The sequence below is a fragment of the Pseudomonas sp. TMW22080 genome (assembly GCF_022496745.1).
Lineage (GTDB): Bacteria > Pseudomonadota > Gammaproteobacteria > Pseudomonadales > Pseudomonadaceae > Aquipseudomonas > Aquipseudomonas bubulae.
Genome location: NZ_SCFF01000001.1, coordinates 520,263 through 539,149, shown reverse-complemented (window position 1 = coordinate 539,149; position 18,887 = coordinate 520,263). Strand labels below are relative to the sequence as shown.

Sequence of the window (18,887 nt, the reverse complement as noted above, 5' to 3'; positions counted from 1 at the left end):
GCAGTTGCCACAGCGAGTAAGCATAGCCTTCACCTGCCTCCCTATGTGTGTAAAAACGTATTTAAAGGTAAGAAATTAGAACTATTGCTCGATAATCCGGCAAACTCCAGTTTTTTATGACTGTCACGGGCCTGAAAATGAACGCACCTGCATCAATCGACGAGCGAAGCTTTCGCAAGCTCCTGAGTCGCAACGTCGGTTTGCCTTTGGCCGTCGGTGTGCTCAGTGCTGCATTGTTTGTGGTTATGGTCAGCTATTTGCTGTCGGTGATCAGGTGGGTCGAGCACAGTGATCGGGTCATCAGCAATGCCAATGACGCGGTGCGCCTGACGGTCGACCTCGAAACCGGCATGCGCGGTTTTCTCATCACCGGTGATGAGCATTTCCTCGACCCCTATGCCGTCGCCAAGCCGCAAATCAATGTGCAATTAAAAGGTTTGCAGGAGCTGGTCAGCGATAACCCCCAGCAGATTGACCGCCTCAAGCGTCTTGAAGCGTTGCAGGATGAGTGGAATGTCTACGCACAGTCGATGGTCGACCTGCGCCGCCAGGACGGTGACTACCGTTCGGCAGTGCAGGCCGGACGCGGCAAGCGCCTGAGTGATGAAATCCGTAAGGAATATGACGATTTTATTCAAATGGAGCAGCAGCTGCGCATGGCGCGCAGTGAAGACGTCAGCCGTACCACGATTATCTGTATCGCCCTGTACCTGTGTTTTGTACTGGGCTTGAGCGGCTTTCTGGCCTATGTAGGGCGTCGAGATTTAATAGAGCTTTCAAATAGTTACAACAATGTCTTCGAGTCGCAGATCAAGACTGCGCAGCGCCTGGAGCAGCAGGCGTGGTTACGCAACGGTCAGACTGAACTGGCCGAACAGGTGCTGGGGCGTCTGACCCTGAATATGCTGGGGCGCAATATCCTGCAATTCTGCGCCCAGTATCTGGGGTCGGTGGTGGCGGCGGTTTACGTGCGTGAAGATCATGGCGGCCTGAAGCGTGTGGCCAGCTACGGTTTTTCCCGTGAGCAAGAGGTACAGGACCAGCTGATTCACAACGACGAAGGCATCGTCGGGCAGGCCGCGCAGCAGGACAAGCTGATTCGTCTGGACAATGTGCCTGCCGACTACAGCCTCAAAGTAACCTCCGGGCTGGGCCAGGGCAGCCCGCACAGTGTGCTGGTGGTACCGACCAGTGATGATGACCGGGTCAACGGGGTGATTGAGCTGGGGTTTCTGCGCCCGCTGAGCGCGCGCGATATCGAGCTGTTCGAACTGATTGCCGACAATATCGGCACTTCGATCGAAGCTGCCCGCTATCGTCAGCGCCTGCAGGAAGTGCTGGCCGAAACCCAGCAGCTCAACGAGGAGCTGCAAGTCCAGCAGGAAGAATTGAAAACCGCCAACGAAGAACTCGAAGAGCAGTCGCGCATCCTCAAAGAGTCGCAAACCAGCCTCGAAACCCAGCAGGCCGAACTTGAGCAGACCAACGAAGAGCTGGCTGGCCAGCGTGACGCGATGGATCGCAAGAACACCGAGCTGAACCGGGTACAGATCCAGCTTGAAGACCGCGCAGATGAGTTGCAGCGCTCCAGCAAGTACAAGTCGGAGTTCCTCGCCAACATGTCCCATGAGCTGCGCACGCCGTTGAACAGCTCGCTGATTCTGGCCAAGCTGCTGTCCGAGAACCCGCAGCAAAACCTTAGCGCAGAGCAGGTGAAGTTTGCCGAGTCGATTTACTCGGCGGGCAATGACCTGCTCAACCTGATCAACGACATTCTGGATATTTCCAAGGTCGAAGCCGGCAAGCTTGAAGTGCGCCCCGAGAACACCAGCGTCGGGCGTGTGGTTGAAGGCTTGCGCGGGATGTTTCAGCCACTGGCAGGTGAAAAATCCCTGGGCTTTGACGTGCAAGTTCAACCCGGCACGCCGCCGATGATCTACACCGACAGTCAGCGTCTGGAGCAAATCCTGAAAAACCTGCTGTCCAATGCGGTCAAATTCACCGAGAAAGGCCAGGTCAGCCTGGTCGTGTCCCGTGAGCCGGGAGAAGGAGTGGCCTTTGCTGTGACCGATTCGGGCATAGGCATCGCCGCGGATCAGCAGGAAAGCATTTTCGAAGCCTTCCGCCAGGCTGATGGCACCAGCAACCGCCGCTACGGCGGAACTGGCCTGGGCCTGTCGATCTCCCGCGACCTGGCGACCTTGCTCGGTGGTTCGATCACGGTCAGCAGCGAGCCGGGGCAGGGCAGCACCTTTACCCTGGTGCTGCCGGAGCAATATGTGGAGTCGGCCGAGGAGTTGGCGCAACTGTCCGCCACTGCCGCGCCACGGCCAGCACCCGCGGCCCTCAGGTCTCAGCCGTTACCCGTCGTTGTGCCACCGGTAGAGATTGCGCGCTTTATGGATGATCGCGAGCAGGCGCCGTTCGCCACGCGTTGCATCCTGGTAATTGAAGATGAACCAAACTTTGCGCATATCCTCTTCGATCTTGCACATGAACTCGGCTATCGTTGCCTGGTTGCCCACGGTGCCGACGAAGGTTTCAGCCTGGCCGCACAGTTTATTCCCGATGCCATCCTGCTGGACATGCGCCTGCCGGACCACTCGGGGCTCACCGTGTTGCAGCGCCTCAAGGCCCTTGCGCCGACCCGGCATATACCGGTGCATGTGATTTCCGTCGAGGATCGGGTCGAGGCCGCGATGCATATGGGCGCGGTGGGCTACGCGGTCAAGCCGACCACCCGTGAAGAGCTGAAAAACGTCTTCGCCCGCCTGGAAGCCAAGCTGACCCAGAAGGTCAAGCGCGTGCTGCTGGTAGAGGACGACGATCTGCAGCGTGACAGCATTGCCCGCCTGATCGGCGACGATGACATTGAAATCACCGCCGTAGGTTTTGCCCAGGAGGCACTGGACCTGCTGCGCGACACGATCTACGACTGCATGATCATCGACCTCAAACTGCCGGACATGCTCGGCAACGACTTGCTCAAGCGCATGTCCACCGAGGAAATCTGCTCGTTCCCGCCGGTTATTGTTTATACGGGGCGTAACCTGACCCGCGATGAAGAGGCTGAACTGCGCAAGTATTCGCGCTCGATCATCATCAAGGGCGCCCGCTCACCGGAGCGCTTGCTCGATGAAGTGACATTATTTCTGCACAAAGTTGAATCTCAGTTGTCCCATGAGCGGCAAACGATGCTCAAGACCGCCCGCAGCCGCGACAAGGTGTTCGAAGGGCGCAAGATTCTGTTGGTGGATGACGATGTCCGCAATATCTTTGCCCTGACCAGCGCACTGGAACAAAAAGGCGCCATTGTGGTGATCGGCCGTAATGGCCGCGAAGCCATCGAACGCCTGGATGAAGTTGAAGACATCGACCTGGTGTTGATGGACGTGATGATGCCGGAAATGGATGGCTACGAGGCCACCGTCGAAATTCGCAAGAACCCGCGCTGGCGCAAGCTGCCAATCATTGCGGTGACGGCCAAGGCGATGAAGGACGATCAGGAGCGTTGCCTGCAGGCAGGCGCCAATGATTACCTGGCCAAACCTATCGATCTGGATCGACTGTTTTCGTTGATCCGGGTCTGGCTACCGAAAATGGAACGACTCTAAGTGCAACGAAACACCGATATCGAGTTACGGTTGCTGATTGAAGCGATCTATCTCAAATACAGTTACGACTTTCGCGATTACTCCGGCGCTTCGATCAAGCGCCGGGTCAATCATGCATTGCGTCAGTTCGATTGCCAGACCATTTCGGCCTTGCAGGAGCGCATCCTGCATGACCCTACGGCCTTTATGCAGTTATTGCAGTTCCTGACCATTCCAGTGAGCGAGATGTTTCGCGATCCGGAACACTTCCTGGCCATTCGCCAGGAGGTGGTGCCCATCCTCAAGACCTACCCGTCGCTGAAAATCTGGATTGCGGGGTGCAGCACCGGTGAGGAGGTTTACTCCATGGCCATCCTGTTGCGCGAAGAAGGCTTGCTGGATCGCACTATCATTTACGCCACTGATATCAACCCGCGGTCTCTGGAAAAAGCCAAGCAGGGGATTTTTTCCCTGGAGAATATTCGCGCCTATACCCACAACTACCAGAAGGCCGGTGGTCAGCGCTCGTTTGCCGATTACTACACCGCCGCCTACGACTACGCGATTTTTGACAAGACGTTGCGTGAGAACGTGACCTTTGCCGACCACAGTCTGGCAACGGACAGCGTGTTTTCAGAAACCAATTTAATTTCATGCCGTAACGTATTGATTTACTTCAATAAAGATTTACAAAACAGAGCCTTTGGTCTGTTTCATGAATCGCTCTGCCACCGTGGCTTTCTGATGCTGGGCAGCAAGGAAACCCTGGATTTTTCGAACTACAGCAAACAGTTCACCCCGGTGCTCAAGCAAGAACGGATCTACCGCAAGCTATGACAGCCCGGCACAGCCTGATGGCTGCACACAGACCAGTAGAAGCCGTGGTGATCGGTGCCTCGGCGGGCGGGGTCGAAGCCTTGCTGGCCCTGCTGGGCGATTTGCGACCTGGCTATTGTCTGCCGATCATCGTGGTGTTGCACTTGCCCGACGAGCGCCGCAGCCAGCTGGCAGAAGTGTTTGCCAAGCGCGTGGCCCTGCCGGTGCGGGAGGTTCAGGACAAGCAGCCGATCGAGCCGGGTACCTTGTATTTTGCCGCGCCCGGCTACCATGTCTCGGTGGAGCAGGATCAGAGTTTTTCCCTGAGCCAGGAGGAGAGGGTGCATTTTTCGCGACCTGCGATTGATTACCTTTTTGAGTCTGCGGCCGACGTGTATCAACAACGCCTGGCCGCGATATTGCTCACAGGTGCCAATCGCGATGGTGCGCTGGGGCTGAGCCAGGTCAAGCAGGCGGGCGGCCTGACCATTATCCAGGACCCGGACGAAGCCCATGTATCGACCATGCCCCGCGCAGCCCTGGAGCTTTTTCAACCGGACTGCATCCTTCCCTTGCGCGGCATTGGCCGTCTGCTTGTCGAGCTGGAACATATCCAATGCTGCTAAATGATATTCAAGCCAAACTGCTGATCGTCGATGATCTGCCGGAAAACCTGCTGGCCCTTGAAGCGCTGATCAAGCGTGAGGATCGCCTCGTCTACAAGGCCCTGTCTGCCGACGAGGCGTTGTCGCTGCTGTTGCAGCACGAGTTCGCAATGGCCATTCTGGATGTGCAGATGCCCGGGATGAACGGTTTTGAACTGGCCGAGATGATGCGTGGTACGGCCAAGACCAAAAACATCCCCATCGTGTTTGTCAGTGCCGCCGGCCGTGAGATGAACTATGCCTTCAAGGGCTACGAAAGCGGTGCGGTAGACTTTCTGCACAAGCCGCTGGATATCCATGCGGTCAAAAGCAAGGTCAGCGTGTTCGTTGAGCTGTATCGTCAGAGCAAGGCCATGAAGCAGCAGGTCGAAGCGCTGGAGCAGAGCCGCCGCGAGCAGGAGACCCTGCTGGCGCAGCTCCAGTTGACCCAGGTGGAGCTGGAGCATGCTGTGCGAATGCGTGATGACTTTATGTCGATCGTCTCCCATGAGGTGCGAACGCCGCTCAACGGGCTGATTCTCGAGACACAGCTGCGCAAGATGCACCTGGCCCGCGACAACGCCGCGGCATTTACCCTGGACAAAATGCAGGCCATGGTCGAGCGTGACGAACGCCAGATCCAGAGCCTGATTCGCTTGATTGAAGACATGCTCGATGTGTCGCGTATTCGCACCGGCAAGCTGTCTATCCGCCCTGCGCCGGTTGATCTGGCCCAGGTCGTTGCACAGTTGCTGGAGAGCTTCTCCGCACAGATCAGCGCAGCGCAATCAAGTGTCAACTTCACGGCGGTGCAGCCGGTGGTGGGGCAGTGGGATGAGTTCCGGATCGAGCAGGTAATCAGCAACCTGCTGACTAATGCCCTACGTTATGGTGCGAAAAAGCCCATTGAGGTATCTGTTTACATTGACGACGATCAAGCCGTGGTCGATGTGCGCGATCAGGGCATCGGCATCAGCGAAGCAAACCAGCAGCGGGTTTTTCAGCAATTCGAACGGGTTTCAGCCAGCCATGTCACTGCAGGTCTAGGCCTGGGGCTGTTTATCTCGGAGCAGATTGTGGCTGCGCACAGCGGCACCATCAGCGTGCAGAGTACATTGGGTGAGGGGGCATTATTCAGGGTTTGCCTGCCGTTGGTACAAAAGACATAAATTGGGCGCAACCTATGACCGCGCCTGGGGTCATACTGGCAGCGATGGCATGAATTAAGGTTTCCTATGAGTGAAGATGCGCAAGATGTTGTTTTGATTGTCGAAGACGATCCTTCAATCCTGATGGTCCTGAGCGCCTATCTGTCGGGCGAGGGCTACAGGGTCTTGCAGGCCGAAAACGGCGAACAGGCGTTCGAGATCCTGGCGAGCAAGCCGCATCTGGACCTTATGGTTACCGACTTCCGTTTGCCGGGGGGGATTTCCGGGGTACAGATCGCCGAGCCTGCGCTCAAGCTGCGCCCGGACCTGAAAGTCATTTTTATCAGCGGTTACCCGGCCGAGATCCGCGACACGGGCAGCCCCATTACCCTGACGGCGCCGATCCTGGCCAAGCCGTTCGACCTCGACACCTTGCAGGCGCAGATCCAGAAGCTGCTGGCCTGAGCATCTGATTCATGCCGAAACCTGTGGGAGCGGGCTTGCTCGCGATGGCATCACCCGCGCCCCTCAGACAGGCCGGCTTGCCTGCATTGCGAGCAAGCCCGCCACTGCAGGTTCAGTGCTTCACAAGCCCTGTTGCAACGCCGGGTCATCCGGGTTTTGCTGCTCCAGTTGCGCGAGCAGCACCTGCACATTCTGCAATTGCCCGGCCTCCTTCCAGTAGCGAATCAACAACACGCGAGCCTTGCGATTGGCAGGCTGGCGTTGCAGCAGCTCTTCGAGCTGACGTTGCGCGGCTTCCAGTTGGTCGAGGTCGTGCAGGGCTGTGGCCAGTTTGTAACGGTAATCACTGTTGTCGGGCTCCAGCTCAACGGCCCTGGCCAGGCCAAGCAGGGCGTACTCGGTCTGGCCGTGATTGAGCAGCCAGATGCCCAGGGCATGCTGCAGATAGGCTGAGTCAGGATGGGCTTGAAGTTGTCTGGCCAGCAATTGCCGGGCCTGGTCGGCTTTACCGCGCTTGTCCAGCAGTTCGATTTGCGCAACGACGGCCTTGAGGTTGTCGGGGTCCAGGCGGGTGACTTGTTCCAGTGCAGCCTGGGCGTCGTCCAGCTGGCCTTCATGCAGGTACAGCCGGGCAAGTTGGCCTTGAGCCTGCGGATCATCGGGGCGGGTCTTGAGGTCGCGTTCGAACTCGTCGACCACTTGCTGCAAGGGGCCGAAGTACAGCCCCTGTTCATCTGGCGACAGACCAAGCAGGGCATTGGCAGCCGCAAAACGCACACTCTGTTCACTGTCATCGAGCAATGGTCCCAGCAATAGCGTGCGCTGGGCGTTGGGCACCAGCCCGACTATGCTCTGGATCGCGGCTTTGCGTACCAGGGGTGAAGGATTATGCAAATCGGCGTCGGCCAGCTTGAGCGCTTGCGGGCTCGGGTAGTTGGGCAGTTCTGCATGCAGGCCCGCGCGGCGGGTATCGGTCAAGTCGGTGCGAGCCAGTTGCTGGTAAAGCACGCGGGCGGCACCGGGTTTGCCGTTATGGGCCATATCCAGTGCGATGGAGTAGCGCTGGTTTACCGAAGGAGTAGGGGCGGCAGGATCAGGGCGCATCGAATACCAGAGGCCGCCGGCAACAAGTGCTGACACAAGGCTGATTACGAGGTAACGGCGGGGCTGGGTCATCCAATATCCAGAAACAGGCATGCATATGGGGTGCAAGAGTGGGTGACTCGGGAGCTCGAGTCAAATCGCCATGGCCACCCTCACCCTGAGGGCGAGGGTGCGGCTTTCACACATGCGGCGTGGCATGGCCCTTGACCTGCGGGCTGGCGTACTGCGGCTTGAGCAGGCCCTGGTTGTCCAGCAACCAGGCATCCATCACCTTGCGCACCACCGGGCCGGCCACCCGGCCACCGGCTTCGCCGTTCTCGATCATCACCGAAATCACGATCTGCGGATCTTCCGCCGGGGCAAAGCCAACAAACAGGGCGTTGTCCCGATTGCGCTCGGCGGTCTTGAGGCGGTTGTAACGCTCGCCCTGCTTGATTGCCACCACCTGCGCCGTACCGCTTTTGCCGGCAATCCGGTATTGCACGCCCTGGGCTGCTGCCCGGGCAATACCGCGCGGGTCGTGCATCACCAACTGCATGGCGTGATTGACCTGATCCCAGTCCCGCGGATCACGCAGCACCAGATTGGGGATCGGGTGTTCATCCACCGGCGGCATACCGTCCACGGTCCTGGCCAGGTGCGGACGGTTCCATACGCCCTTGTTGGCAATCAGCGCGGTGGCCTGGGCCAGCTGCAGCGGGGTAACCTGCATATAACCCTGGCCGATGCCCAGGATCACTGTTTCGCCAGGGAACCATGCTTGACGGCGGGTGCTGCGCTTCCACTCGCGGGACGGCATCAGGCCAGATGACTCTTCAAACATGTCCAGCGAGACTTTTTGCCCCAGCCCGAATTCGGCCATGTAATCGTGCATGCGGTCAATGCCCAGCTTGGATGCCAGGTCGTAAAAGTAGGTGTCGTTGGAGCGCATGATCGCCGCGTTCAAATCCACCCAGCCGTCACCACTGTGGTTCCAGTTGCGGTATTTGTGGTCGACATTGGGCAACTGGAAATAGCCGGGGTCAAACACCCGGGTCGAGGCGGAAATTACGCCGCTGTCCAGCCCTGCAATCGCCACTTCGGGCTTGATGGTCGATCCCGGTGCATACAGCCCGCGCAGGGCCCGGTTGAACAGCGGTTTGTCGATGGAATCGCGCAAGCCCGAGTAGTCCCTGGAGCTGATACCGGTCACGAACAGGTTGGGGTCGAAACTCGGTTTGCTGACCATCGCCAGCACCTCGCCGGTTTTCGGGTCCAGGGCAATGATCGAGCCACGGCGGTCGCCCAGGGCATCCTCGGCGGCTTCCTGCAATTTGATATCCAGGCTCAGCACGATGTTCTTGCCCGCCACCGCATCGGTGTGGCGCAGCACGCGCATGACCCGGCCCTGTGCATTGGTTTCGACTTCTTCAAAACCGACCTGGCCGTGCAGTTCGTTCTCATAGAAGCGTTCGATGCCGGTTTTACCGATCGATTGGGTGCCACGGTATTGAGTGGCATTCAGCTGCTTGGCTTCTTTCTCGTTGATGCGCCCGACATAACCGACTGAGTGGGCAAAGTGATCGCCCTGCGGATAGTGGCGTACAAATTGCGCCTCGACATCGATACCCGGCAGGCGGAACTGGTTGACGGCCAGCAGGGCGATCTGATCTTCCGTCAGCTCGTACAGCAGGGTTGAAGGGTCAAACGGGTGGCGCGCCTGTTTCATCGCCTTGGCAAATACGGCGCGATCTTCTTCGGGCAAGTGCAGGATGCTGATCACTGAATCCAGCACCTTGGCGGTATCGCCAGCCCGCTCGCGGGTGATGGTCATATTGAAGCTGGGCTGGTTATCGGCCAGCAGCACGCCGTTGCGGTCATAGATAAAACCGCGCTCCGGGGGGATGGGCAACACGTGCACCCGGTTGTTCTCGGAGACCGTGGAGTTGTAGTCGAACTCGGTGACTTGCAGAAAATACATGCGACCGATCAGGGCGCAGCTGATAGCCAGCACCAGCGCCGCACAGGCGATCAGTCTTTTATTGACCAGCCGTTTTTCGGAATCGTGATCTTTAAGAGGGATCGGCTCAGGCATATCCGGGGTGTCTCGCGTCAGAAAACAGATAGCAGCAGCCAGCAGGTCGTTAGCTGGCTACGAAATTCGGCGCACACCTTACCAAGAAGCCTGTGCTTGAGTCAGTTTATTGGCCGAAATGTGGATGAAAGCCGACGGGCAGTGGGCCTGCTGAGTGGCTTTGGACTCCGACCAAGAAAGCGTGTAGTCCTCTCCTCCCTTCGAGCGAAAAGGACTACAGCCAAGCCACGCTTAAGCTGGCGGGGATACACGTGCCCGCAGACTGTTAATACATTTATTGAAATGTATCAGCCACTGTAAACGGGATATCCAGTTGGGCACCCCAGGCAGGTAACTTCCAATCCCTTGCAGCGAGTTGAATACGGCCTCTTAGGTTGCCTTTAAGCCCAGGATTGTCTTGAGGGTGGTATTCGATGTTCCAATAGCTGTAACCCGGTTGAGCACAGCCAGTCGCGGAGTTTAAAGAGCGTTTTGCACAGCCCCCGTTGCTGCGTGTGCCCCGGAAAGTGAGGTAACTGATTTTATTTGATTGATCCCAGGCAGGCACGATCAGTTTCGTGTAGTTAGAGTCTGCCCATGTCAAGTCCACAGGGCCTTCATTGATGTTGTATGCGACGTATGCAATATTTTTTGCACTACCATCCTGCATCTGGCCATGTGTTGAACTTGCACTGTTTGCCGCGATAGCCCAGTTATTGCGGGTGTCAGCTCCTACAGGTTGTAAAGGTTGTGCCAGTTCCATGTTTGCGATGGTCTTGCTGGCTTCGGCTGAGTAAGCCACCCCCCATTTGTCGAAAAAGCTTCTTAGGTCACGGCCGGAAAAACGACTGGCATTGACAACGAACCAATCTTTTTTCTTGGCGTTGGTATTGAAAGCAGTCGCGTTGTCTGCATAGTTGAACTCTTTACGAAAAGCTTTTCCAAGTTGGGGGTAAAGGTTCTCATAGGAGGCCGCCAATTGGTTGAACATGACCGAGCGATTAAAGTCTCCTCCTTCAATTGCGCCGTCAAAGTTATAAGCCTTGCCTGATTTTAAATAGTTGCCCACGGATTCCCGATCCCAGGTTTTGTCCGAGTAGGCAGCGCCCGGATGACAGTCCTTCAATTGATACGACCCTTGAAGGCGACGGCAAGCGGCGACTGAGTAAAGGTTGACCGTGACTTCCGTGAGGCCCCCCCACGTCCATCCGACCTGATTCATGTGGCCGTATTCATGCCAGTAACCCCATGAGGTGGGAACGGCAGCTCCGCCAAAGTTGATCTTGATGAGTCCCTGGCCACCTGATGCACTGCAACATGCAGCATAAGAAGCATTGATCAAGCCTGGCGTGGGCAAGTCGAGCGGGGCCGCTATCGACTGACTGTCAAATCCATTGAGCCGGTCGTTTACCAGTGTCATGAGCAGGTGCTCGCGCATTAACCGCATAATGTCAATGTTCTTGTTGCGGTTAGCGACTTTAGCTGGCATGTAGAAGCGGGTCCGCCCGTCGAATAACAGCACCTCTCCTGATGGATTGGGCTGTTGGCTGAGGGTTGTTTTCCATTCTTCTTTTGTTGTTATGCCAAAAATAAACATCGGTACATGTTGTGCATTGCCCTTGTTGACGTGTAGGGGAATCATTTTTCCGGCGTTCTGCATGTCGCGTGTCGGGTCTTGGCACGAAAGCAGCAGAGTCCCATTTCTGGAGGCTGTGTAAGTGACCGTGTACTCGGTCGGGGCAGCAGGGAGCCTGAGCTCATCATGTAAACTTGAAGGCACATTGAAGTCTGGGATGGTCCAGGCACTGCAAGTTATATTGCTGTCGGATGGGGTTCTTGTGATTTCTACAGACTGTGAGGTGCTCAAAAATACAGGGGTAGTAAAAAAACCATGCCTGCCATGCATGCTTGTCCTGTTTCGTCCATTAGTATGACCTTCGGTTACAGGTACTTTGTAATTTCCTGAGGTGTCGCCAGTATATTGCTCTAGTGTTTTGCGGATCCAGTAGAGGGGTGTCAGAGGATCATTGCTGTCTGTGAGGGCCTTGTCGGGATCGCTGTTCAATAATTGTGGTGAAAGGTTGAATTCTGCCAGGGCTTCGACGAATCCGGGCTTTGATTCGTGACTTCTCCACCACAGTGTTTGCTCCTGCGCTAGAGCAGGGGTGAATGCACTCAAGGAACATAGGCTGCCAAGTAACATTGCGCTAATACAGTTGATGTTCATATCTTTCGGTCTTTTCATAGTTGTTTGTAGGGAAAGATACCGGCGTAGTCTGCCAGCTCCCTCAGATTGCATGAGCTTGGTCTTGGGAAATAGAGTTTTTTTCTTGTGATTTAGTAGGCATTTTAATGTTGTAGTCGTAAGTTGTAGGTAAAGTTAGCCAGGCTTGATATGTAAGCGGCCTGTATCAAAAAGCATGTTGAATACGGGGCAATGAAGTAAAATCCCTGTTTTTAGAGGAAATCGACCCTTAATGCTGTCTCTGATCGACTGGTACCCTCATGCACCTTTGCAGCCTTTAAACGTAGAGTGGCTGCAGCAGGCCGGGATCGAAGCAGCCGTATTGCGGCTGGACCTTATCGACCCGCTGATCAGCGGCAACAAGTGGTTCAAGCTCACTGACCATTTACGCAGGGCACGGGCAGCAGGGGCTGACGGGCTGATCAGCCTGGGCGGCGCCCATTCCAATCATTTGCATGCCCTGGCAGCTGCCGGCAAGCGTTTTGGCTTTGCCACCGTGGGGCTGTTGCGCGGTCACCCTCAACAAACCCCCACCACGCTCGACCTTGAGCGCTTTGGCATGCAACTGCACTGGCTGGGATTTGCCGGGTATCGGGCGCGGCATGAGCCGAACTTTTGGCAACCGTGGCAGGCCCTGTACCCGAACCTGCATCAGGTGCCCGAGGGTGGCGGCGGGCTGGCGGGGGCCCTGGGTTGCATGCCGTTGGTATGCAGGGTGCGCGAGCAATTGGCGACTATAGGTTGGCAAGATTACGACGCTTGGTGGCTGGCAGCGGGGACCGGCACCACCCTGGCCGGGCTGGTGCTGGGCGAGGAGGGTAGGCGTCGGGTATATGGCGCGCTGGCGGTTCCCGAGGACCACGGCGTGGCCCCGCAGGTCGAGGCCATTTTGCAGGCTGGCGGGCTGCAGGAGCGAAATTTTGAGCTGGTCGATGCCAGTCGTGGCGGTTTTGCCAAGGTGGACGACGCCTTGCTGGCGTTTATGCGAGCCAATGAAGTGGCCAGTGGCATGCCACTGGAGCCGCTTTACACGGCCAAGGCTTTGATGGCACTGGCCCAGGCGGTTGAAAAGGGGGTGATTACACGGGGAATGCGTGTGGTGTTTGTTCACACCGGCGGCCTGCAAGGCCGCCGGGGGTTTGACCTGGGGCTTTAAGAACGCCCGGGCAACATGCGCAGCAAAGTGTTGTCCTTGATCAGATAGTGATGCCCCAGACCGGCCACGGCATGCAGGCCGATCAGCCAGTAACCGATGGTACCGCCCAGTTCATGCCAGCTCTTGATCTGCTTGGCGAAGTCCGGGTCCTTGGCGGTCAGGGGCAGGATATCGAAACCATAAAAGTACACCGGCTTGTCGTTGTAGCTCAGCACCAGGTAACCCAGCACCGGCATGGCGATCATGAACAGGTACAACGCCCAGTGCATCAAAGTGGCCAGAGCGGTTTGCCAGGCGGGTGGTGTCGGGGTGATTTTCGGCGCAACGCCCAGGGTTCGGGCCAGCAGCCTTAGCCAGACCAGTGCAAACACCGTCAACCCGAGCATGAAGTGCGCATCCTTCATCAGGTTGCGCCCGTCGCTGTCCTTGGGGAAGATCCCGCGAAACTCGATCGAGGCGTAGATCAATATAAACAGCAGCACCATCAGCCAGTGCAGGGCGATGGACATCCGGCTGTAGTGATGGGCGGTGCTTTTCCAGGTCATGGTGGTTCCTCACGGTTCAGGTCTAAAGTCCCCGTTCTTGTTGACGGAGTTCCTTTACTCTAAGTGGCTTGAGCAATCTTGCACTTGAGATGTGTCAGTTTTCAGGGCTTCCCGGCACATTAGGCCAAAGATCGGAAACCAGAAACAGGCGTTCAGCCTCTTCCCAGTCGCCCTCATCGTTTTCAGTCAGGCGAACCAGCAGCTGCGCCGGTGCTTGCGGGTGCAGTTCTGCCAGCCAGATATCCAGCTGTTGTGCCGCCCATATCCCCTCAGGAGCATAGCGCGCCGGAGCCAGCCAGGCATGCCGGGGCAGGGGTTGCCAGCAACCGGTGGCGCTCTGGCGGATAAACGCCGGCCAGTCGCGCTGATGCAACCAGCGCCCGCGCAGGTGTTGCGGGTTGGCACCGGTTGGTGGTCGGGCCTGCCCTGGCCACGGATACAGCAGGTAGCCGCCAAGCCACAAATGGGCGCTGAACGCCTGCACATCCAGCCCGGCCAGCACTTCACGGCTTTCCGGGCGGCTGGACATGGGTAGCTGGTGCTGGCAGAAATGCTTGAGCTTGCGGTCCAGGCGGTCATTGCTGCCGGGGCCTAGCCATTGCGCAGGGTCTGCGCCATCACCGTCCTGGGGGCCGAGGTAGAGTTTGATCGCCAGTTCCAGATGATGCACGCCGTCGCGGTCTCGCAGCACTAAATCGAGCTCACCCAGGGTATGCCCGCCCAGGCGGATCGGCAGGTTCGCGGCAATCAGCTCGACGCCCGGGGCATGCTGCACTGCAAACTGCCACAAGCGCTCGTAATAGCGCCCCAGGCGTCGGGTGGTGGCCAGTTCGAGCCAGTGCAGGAGTGGTTGGCAGTTGCGGTCCAGCTCGCGCAGCCAGTGCTCCAGTTGCTCCGGCGCCTGGACCCAGTCGCTGCCTGCCAATGGATGGCGTTGGGGCCAGGGGGTATGGGTCAGCATCGGTGGTGCGAGGATCACCCACGCCAGATCGCGCACCTCGGGGTGGCGCAATTGATGGGGCAGGTTGAGCAAGTCGGGGAAGAGGGTCATTGTGCGAGCATAGCCGTTCACGGGGCTGAAAGGGTTTTGTCTATCGTCGTCTTTCGCCCATAATCGTTATTTTCGCACGCATAGAATCCCGCAGGAGCCCCATGGAGCAATTTCGTAATATCGGCATCATAGGTCGTCTGGGCAGCTCGCAAGTGCTCGATACGGTTCGCCGACTGAAAAAATTCCTGCTCGAGCGGCATATGCACGTGATCCTTGAAGACACGATCGCCGAGGTGTTGCCCGGTCACGGCTTGCAAACTTCGTCACGCAAAATGCTTGGCGAAGTCTGCGACATGGTGATTGTGGTCGGCGGCGATGGCAGTTTGCTGGGCGCCGCCCGCGCGCTGGCCCGGCACAATCTACCGGTGCTGGGTATCAACCGTGGCAGTCTGGGCTTTCTGACCGATATCCGTCCCGATGAACTGGAAGTCAAGGTTGCTGAGGTGCTTGACGGCCACTACCTGGTTGAAAACCGTTTTCTGCTGCAGGCCGAAGTGCGCCGTCACGGCGAAGCCATCGGCCAGGGCGATGCCCTCAATGATGTGGTGCTGCACCCCGGCAAGTCCACGCGCATGATCGAGTTCGAACTGCATATCGATGGCCAGTTCGTCTGCAGCCAGAAGGCCGACGGCCTGATCGTGGCCACGCCCACGGGCTCAACGGCCTATGCCATGTCAGCGGGCGGCCCGATCATGCACCCCAAGCTCGACGCGATCGTGATTGTGCCCATGTACCCGCATACCCTGAGCAGCCGCCCGATCGTGGTCGATGGCAACAGTGAGTTGAAAATAGTGGTGGCCAAGGACATGCAGATCTACCCGCAGGTTTCGTGTGATGGTCAGAACCACTTCACCTGTGCGCCGGGCGACACCATCAACGTCAGCAAAAAAGCGCAAAAACTGCGCCTGATCCATCCTTTGGACCACAACTATTATGAAGTGTGTCGGACCAAGCTTGGCTGGGGTAGCCGACTGGGCGGCAGGGCTGACTGATGCTCGATCCAGCGCGCAGTTACGATCTGATCGGTGACGTGCATGGCTGTGCTCATACCCTTGAGCACCTGCTGGAGCGTCTGGGCTATCGAAAACTCGCCGGTATCTGGCGACACCCGCAACGGATGGCGGTGTTTCTGGGTGACATTATTGATCGCGGCCCGCGCATTCGTGAGTCGCTGCATATAGTCTACGACATGGTGCGCAGCGGTCAGGCCCTGTGCCTGATGGGCAACCATGAATTCAACGCGCTGGGCTGGTGTACACCCGCGCCAGCCGGAAGTGGCAAGCAGTTTGTGCGCGAGCACACGCCGCGCCATGCCCGGTTGATCCACGAAACCCTCGAACAGTTCGACAAGTATCCCGCTGAATGGCGCGAGTTTGTGCAGTGGTTTTACGACATGCCGCTGTTTGTCGATGCCGGGCGCTTCCGGGTGGTCCATGCCTGCTGGGACAGCGAAGTGATCGCCACCCTGCGTGCGCAATACCCCGACGGCTGCATTGACGAGGCCTTCTTGCAGGCCGCGGCGGTATCGGACAGCTTTGCCAGCCTGAGCTTCAACCGCCTGTTGCGTGGCACTGACATGCGCCTGCCGGGGGGCATGACCCTGACCGGTGGCGACGGCCTGACGCGGGCATTCTTTCGCACCAAGTTCTGGGAAGACGACCCCAAGACCTACGGCGATATCGTTTTCCAGCCGGACGCGCTGCCTGAACGGGTGGCACAGCAGCCGCTGTCTTCCACTGAAAAAAGTGCCCTGTTACGTTACGGCATTGATGAACCGCTGTTGTTTGTCGGGCACTACTGGCGCAGCGGCCGGCCCGCGCCGATCCGTCCGAACCTGGCGTGCCTGGATTACAGCGCGGTGTTGTACGGCAAACTGGTGGCTTATCGCCTGGACCAGGAAACCCGGCTCGATCCGGACAAATTTGTATGGGTGAATGTAGATCGCCCTGAGGCCATTCAATGAGTGTTGTAGCGGTATTGCGTTTGCCGTTGTCTGTGGACCTGAGCGGTTTTGTTGCTTTGCTGCGGCGCATGCAGGTGCCCCATCGGGTCAGTGAAGAGGCAGGCGAGCAGGTGCTGTGGGCACCTGAGTCCATTGCCGACGACGTGCGCAGCCTGTACCAGCGTTTTCCGCTGGGTGACCCCGATCACGCCTTACCCGTTGTCGAACGGCCGCAGGCCATGGCCCGCCCGGGTTTTGCGCAGCAGCTGCGCGATAGCCCGGCCACAGCCATCGTGTTGCTGCTGTGCGTAATCGTGGCTGCGGTGACGCAACTGGGTGACAATTTGTCGGCCCTGAGGTTTTTCACGTTTCTGGACTTCAGCATTTATGGCCAGTACATCGACTTTGTCCCCTTGTCTGACAGCCTGGCGTCCGGGCAGTGGTGGCGACTGTTTACGCCGATGTTGATTCACTTCGGTTTCCTGCATATCGCCATGAACGGCATGTGGTACTGGGAGCTGGGGCGGCGCATTGAAATGCGCCAGGGCAGCGTCAACCTGATCGGCCTGAGCCTGTTGTTCAGCCTGGTGTCCAACTTCGCCCAGTACCTGGTGGGCGGCCCGAGCCTGTTTGGCGGGTTGTCGGGGGTGTTGTACGGGCTGTTGGGGCATGTCTGGATCTATCAGTTGATGGCGCCAAACCCCCTGTATAACCTGCCGCGCGGTGTGCTGGTGATGATGCTGGTGTGGCTGGCATTGTGCATGTCGGGGCTGGTGTCGATGATCGGCTTTGGCCAGATCGCCAATGCCGCCCATGTGGGCGGACTGGTCATCGGTTGCCTGACCGGCTTGCTGGGCGGGCTTTGGGCGCGGCGCAGGCAGGCTGTATAAAGTTTCGAATTGTCGCGTGGGAGCGGGCTTGCTCGCGATGGGTTCAACCCGTTGATTCAGATGCACCGAGTTGCCTGAATCGCGAGCAAGCCCGCTCCCACAGATAGAAATGCCATCTGATTTTTAAAGAGCGGAAACAGAACCATGTCCTCTTTCAACGAAATGATTCAAAACATCACCCCCGAGATCTACCAGAGCCTGAAACTGGCCGTGGAAATCGGTAAATGGGCGGACGGCAACAAACTCACTGCCGAACAGCGCGAGCTGTCGTTGCAGGCGATGATTGCCTGGGAAGTGCAGAACCTGCCTGAAGACCAGCGCACCGGTTATATGGGCCCGCAGGAATGCAGCTCGAAATCGGCGCCGGTGCCCAACATCCTGTTCAAGTCGGATGCCATCCATTGATTGAGATTGGTCGCGGTGCAATCAGCAAGATGTCGGCAAGCCTGGAAACGCCGACCGTTCAATATGCGTTCCGTTTGGGCGATACCGAGGTGCCGGTCAATCCCTTGATTGGCACTAAACTGCGTCTGGAATACCTGGGGGAGATCAACTGCTCTCACTGCGGGCGTAAAACCAAGAAGAGCTTCAGCCAGGGCTACTGCTACCCGTGCATGACCAAGCTGGCACAATGTGATGTGTGCATCATGAGCCCGGAGCGTTGCCATTATGACGCGGGCACTTGCCGTGATCCGTTGTGGGGCGAGCAGTTCTGCATGACCGATCATGTGGTGTATCTGGCCAACTCCTCCGGGGTCAAGGTGGGCATTACCCGTGCCACCCAGTTGCCGACCCGCTGGCTCGACCAGGGTGCCAGCCAGGCATTGCCGATCGTGCGCGTGGCGACCCGTCAGCAATCGGGGTTTGTCGAAGACCTGTTCCGCTCGCAAGTGGCTGACCGGACCAACTGGCGTGCACTGCTCAAGGGCGACGCAGCGCCGGTAGACCTCGCCGCAGTGCGTGCGCAACTGTTCGAGAGTTGCGCCGAAGGCCTGCACACCCTGCAGGAACGTTTCGGCCTGCAAGCGGTACAGCCTTTGCATAGCGTCGAGCCCATCGAGATTTGCTACCCGGTCGAGCAGTATCCGACCAAGATTGTCAGCTTCAATCTGGATAAAGATCCGATCGTCGAAGGCACGCTGATGGGGATCAAGGGCCAATACCTGATCTTTGACACCGGCGTTATCAATATCCGCAAATACACGGCCTACCAGCTGGCCGTGCATCAGTAAAAG

The 18,887-nt window shown here is 57.9% G+C and carries 16 protein-coding genes; 11 read left to right on the top strand and 5 right to left on the bottom strand.

Annotation, left to right across the window (positions count from 1 at the left end; translation table 11 throughout):
• Window positions 1–137: 137 nt before the first annotated feature.
• The 5 genes from EQV96_RS02320 (at window position 138) to EQV96_RS02300 (ending at window position 6,666) form a co-directional block, all read left to right on the top strand.
• A complete protein-coding gene (locus tag EQV96_RS02320) occupies window positions 138–3,614 on the top strand; it encodes a response regulator (protein ID WP_095000640.1) in 3,477 nt (1,158 codons plus the stop codon).
• Window positions 3,615–4,430 (top strand): protein-glutamate O-methyltransferase CheR, encoded by an 816-nt coding sequence (locus EQV96_RS02315; protein ID WP_095000394.1) that lies wholly within the window; start codon window positions 3,615–3,617, stop codon window positions 4,428–4,430.
• A 17-nt stretch (window positions 4,431–4,447) separates the two neighbouring features.
• Window positions 4,448–5,035, top strand: a complete 588-nt coding sequence (locus tag EQV96_RS02310) for a chemotaxis protein CheB (RefSeq protein WP_095000639.1) — start codon at window positions 4,448–4,450, stop codon at window positions 5,033–5,035.
• A complete protein-coding gene (locus tag EQV96_RS02305) occupies window positions 5,029–6,222 on the top strand; it encodes a hybrid sensor histidine kinase/response regulator (RefSeq protein WP_095000638.1) in 1,194 nt (397 codons plus the stop codon). The genes EQV96_RS02310 and EQV96_RS02305 overlap by 7 nt, the downstream gene beginning before the upstream one ends.
• 66 nt (window positions 6,223–6,288) lie before the next feature.
• Window positions 6,289–6,666 carry a response regulator gene (locus EQV96_RS02300; RefSeq protein WP_095000393.1) on the top strand — a complete coding sequence of 126 codons (378 nt, stop codon included), beginning with the start codon at window positions 6,289–6,291 and terminating at the stop codon, window positions 6,664–6,666.
• A 120-nt stretch (window positions 6,667–6,786) separates the two neighbouring features.
• Here the strand turns inward: EQV96_RS02300 and EQV96_RS02295 are convergent, their stop codons facing one another.
• The 3 genes from EQV96_RS02295 to EQV96_RS02285 all read right to left on the bottom strand — a co-directional run bounded on the left by EQV96_RS02295 (window position 6,787) and on the right by EQV96_RS02285 (window position 12,050).
• The gene (locus EQV96_RS02295; RefSeq protein ID WP_095023583.1) at window positions 6,787–7,842 is read right to left on the bottom strand and encodes a tetratricopeptide repeat protein; all 1,056 of its coding nucleotides are present in this window, start codon (window positions 7,840–7,842) and stop codon (window positions 6,787–6,789) included.
• Between the two features lie 106 nt (window positions 7,843–7,948).
• Entirely contained in the window at window positions 7,949–9,844 is a 1,896-nt protein-coding gene (mrdA, locus tag EQV96_RS02290) for a penicillin-binding protein 2 (protein ID WP_095020025.1), read from the bottom strand.
• A 274-nt stretch (window positions 9,845–10,118) separates the two neighbouring features.
• A complete protein-coding gene (locus tag EQV96_RS02285; protein ID WP_179291891.1) occupies window positions 10,119–12,050 on the bottom strand; it encodes a M60 family metallopeptidase in 1,932 nt (643 codons plus the stop codon).
• 250 nt (window positions 12,051–12,300) lie between these two features.
• On the opposite strand from EQV96_RS02285, the gene EQV96_RS02280 reads away from it, so the two are divergent.
• Entirely contained in the window at window positions 12,301–13,224 is a 924-nt protein-coding gene (locus tag EQV96_RS02280) for a pyridoxal-phosphate dependent enzyme (protein ID WP_240881202.1), read from the top strand.
• Here EQV96_RS02280 and EQV96_RS02275 read toward each other — a convergent pair.
• Entirely contained in the window at window positions 13,221–13,769 is a 549-nt protein-coding gene (locus EQV96_RS02275) for a cytochrome b (RefSeq protein WP_095000388.1), read from the bottom strand. The genes EQV96_RS02280 and EQV96_RS02275 overlap by 4 nt on opposite strands.
• 94 nt (window positions 13,770–13,863) lie before the next feature.
• A complete protein-coding gene (locus EQV96_RS02270) occupies window positions 13,864–14,820 on the bottom strand; it encodes a DUF1853 family protein (RefSeq protein WP_240881201.1) in 957 nt (318 codons plus the stop codon).
• Window positions 14,821–14,921: 101 nt separating this feature from the next.
• Here EQV96_RS02270 and EQV96_RS02265 point away from each other — a divergent pair, with 101 nt between their 5' ends.
• From EQV96_RS02265 to EQV96_RS02245, 5 genes are all read left to right on the top strand, one after another.
• Window positions 14,922–15,812: an NAD(+) kinase gene (locus EQV96_RS02265; protein ID WP_240881199.1), complete on the top strand. Its 891-nt coding sequence runs from the start codon at window positions 14,922–14,924 to the stop codon at window positions 15,810–15,812.
• Complete coding sequence (locus EQV96_RS02260) at window positions 15,812–16,783, top strand: metallophosphoesterase (RefSeq protein ID WP_095000385.1); 972 nt, start codon at window positions 15,812–15,814, stop codon at window positions 16,781–16,783. The genes EQV96_RS02265 and EQV96_RS02260 overlap by 1 nt, the downstream gene beginning before the upstream one ends.
• Entirely contained in the window at window positions 16,780–17,652 is an 873-nt protein-coding gene (locus tag EQV96_RS02255; protein WP_095018023.1) for a rhomboid family intramembrane serine protease, read from the top strand. Before EQV96_RS02260 ends, EQV96_RS02255 begins: the two co-directional genes overlap by 4 nt.
• A gap of 144 nt (window positions 17,653–17,796) precedes the next feature.
• On the top strand, window positions 17,797–18,057 hold the full coding sequence (locus tag EQV96_RS02250; protein ID WP_016780738.1) for a DUF1315 family protein: 261 nt from the start codon (window positions 17,797–17,799) through the stop codon (window positions 18,055–18,057).
• Complete coding sequence (locus EQV96_RS02245; protein ID WP_095000383.1) at window positions 18,054–18,884, top strand: DUF2797 domain-containing protein; 831 nt, start codon at window positions 18,054–18,056, stop codon at window positions 18,882–18,884. Before EQV96_RS02250 ends, EQV96_RS02245 begins: the two co-directional genes overlap by 4 nt.
• Window positions 18,885–18,887 lie beyond the last annotated feature (3 nt).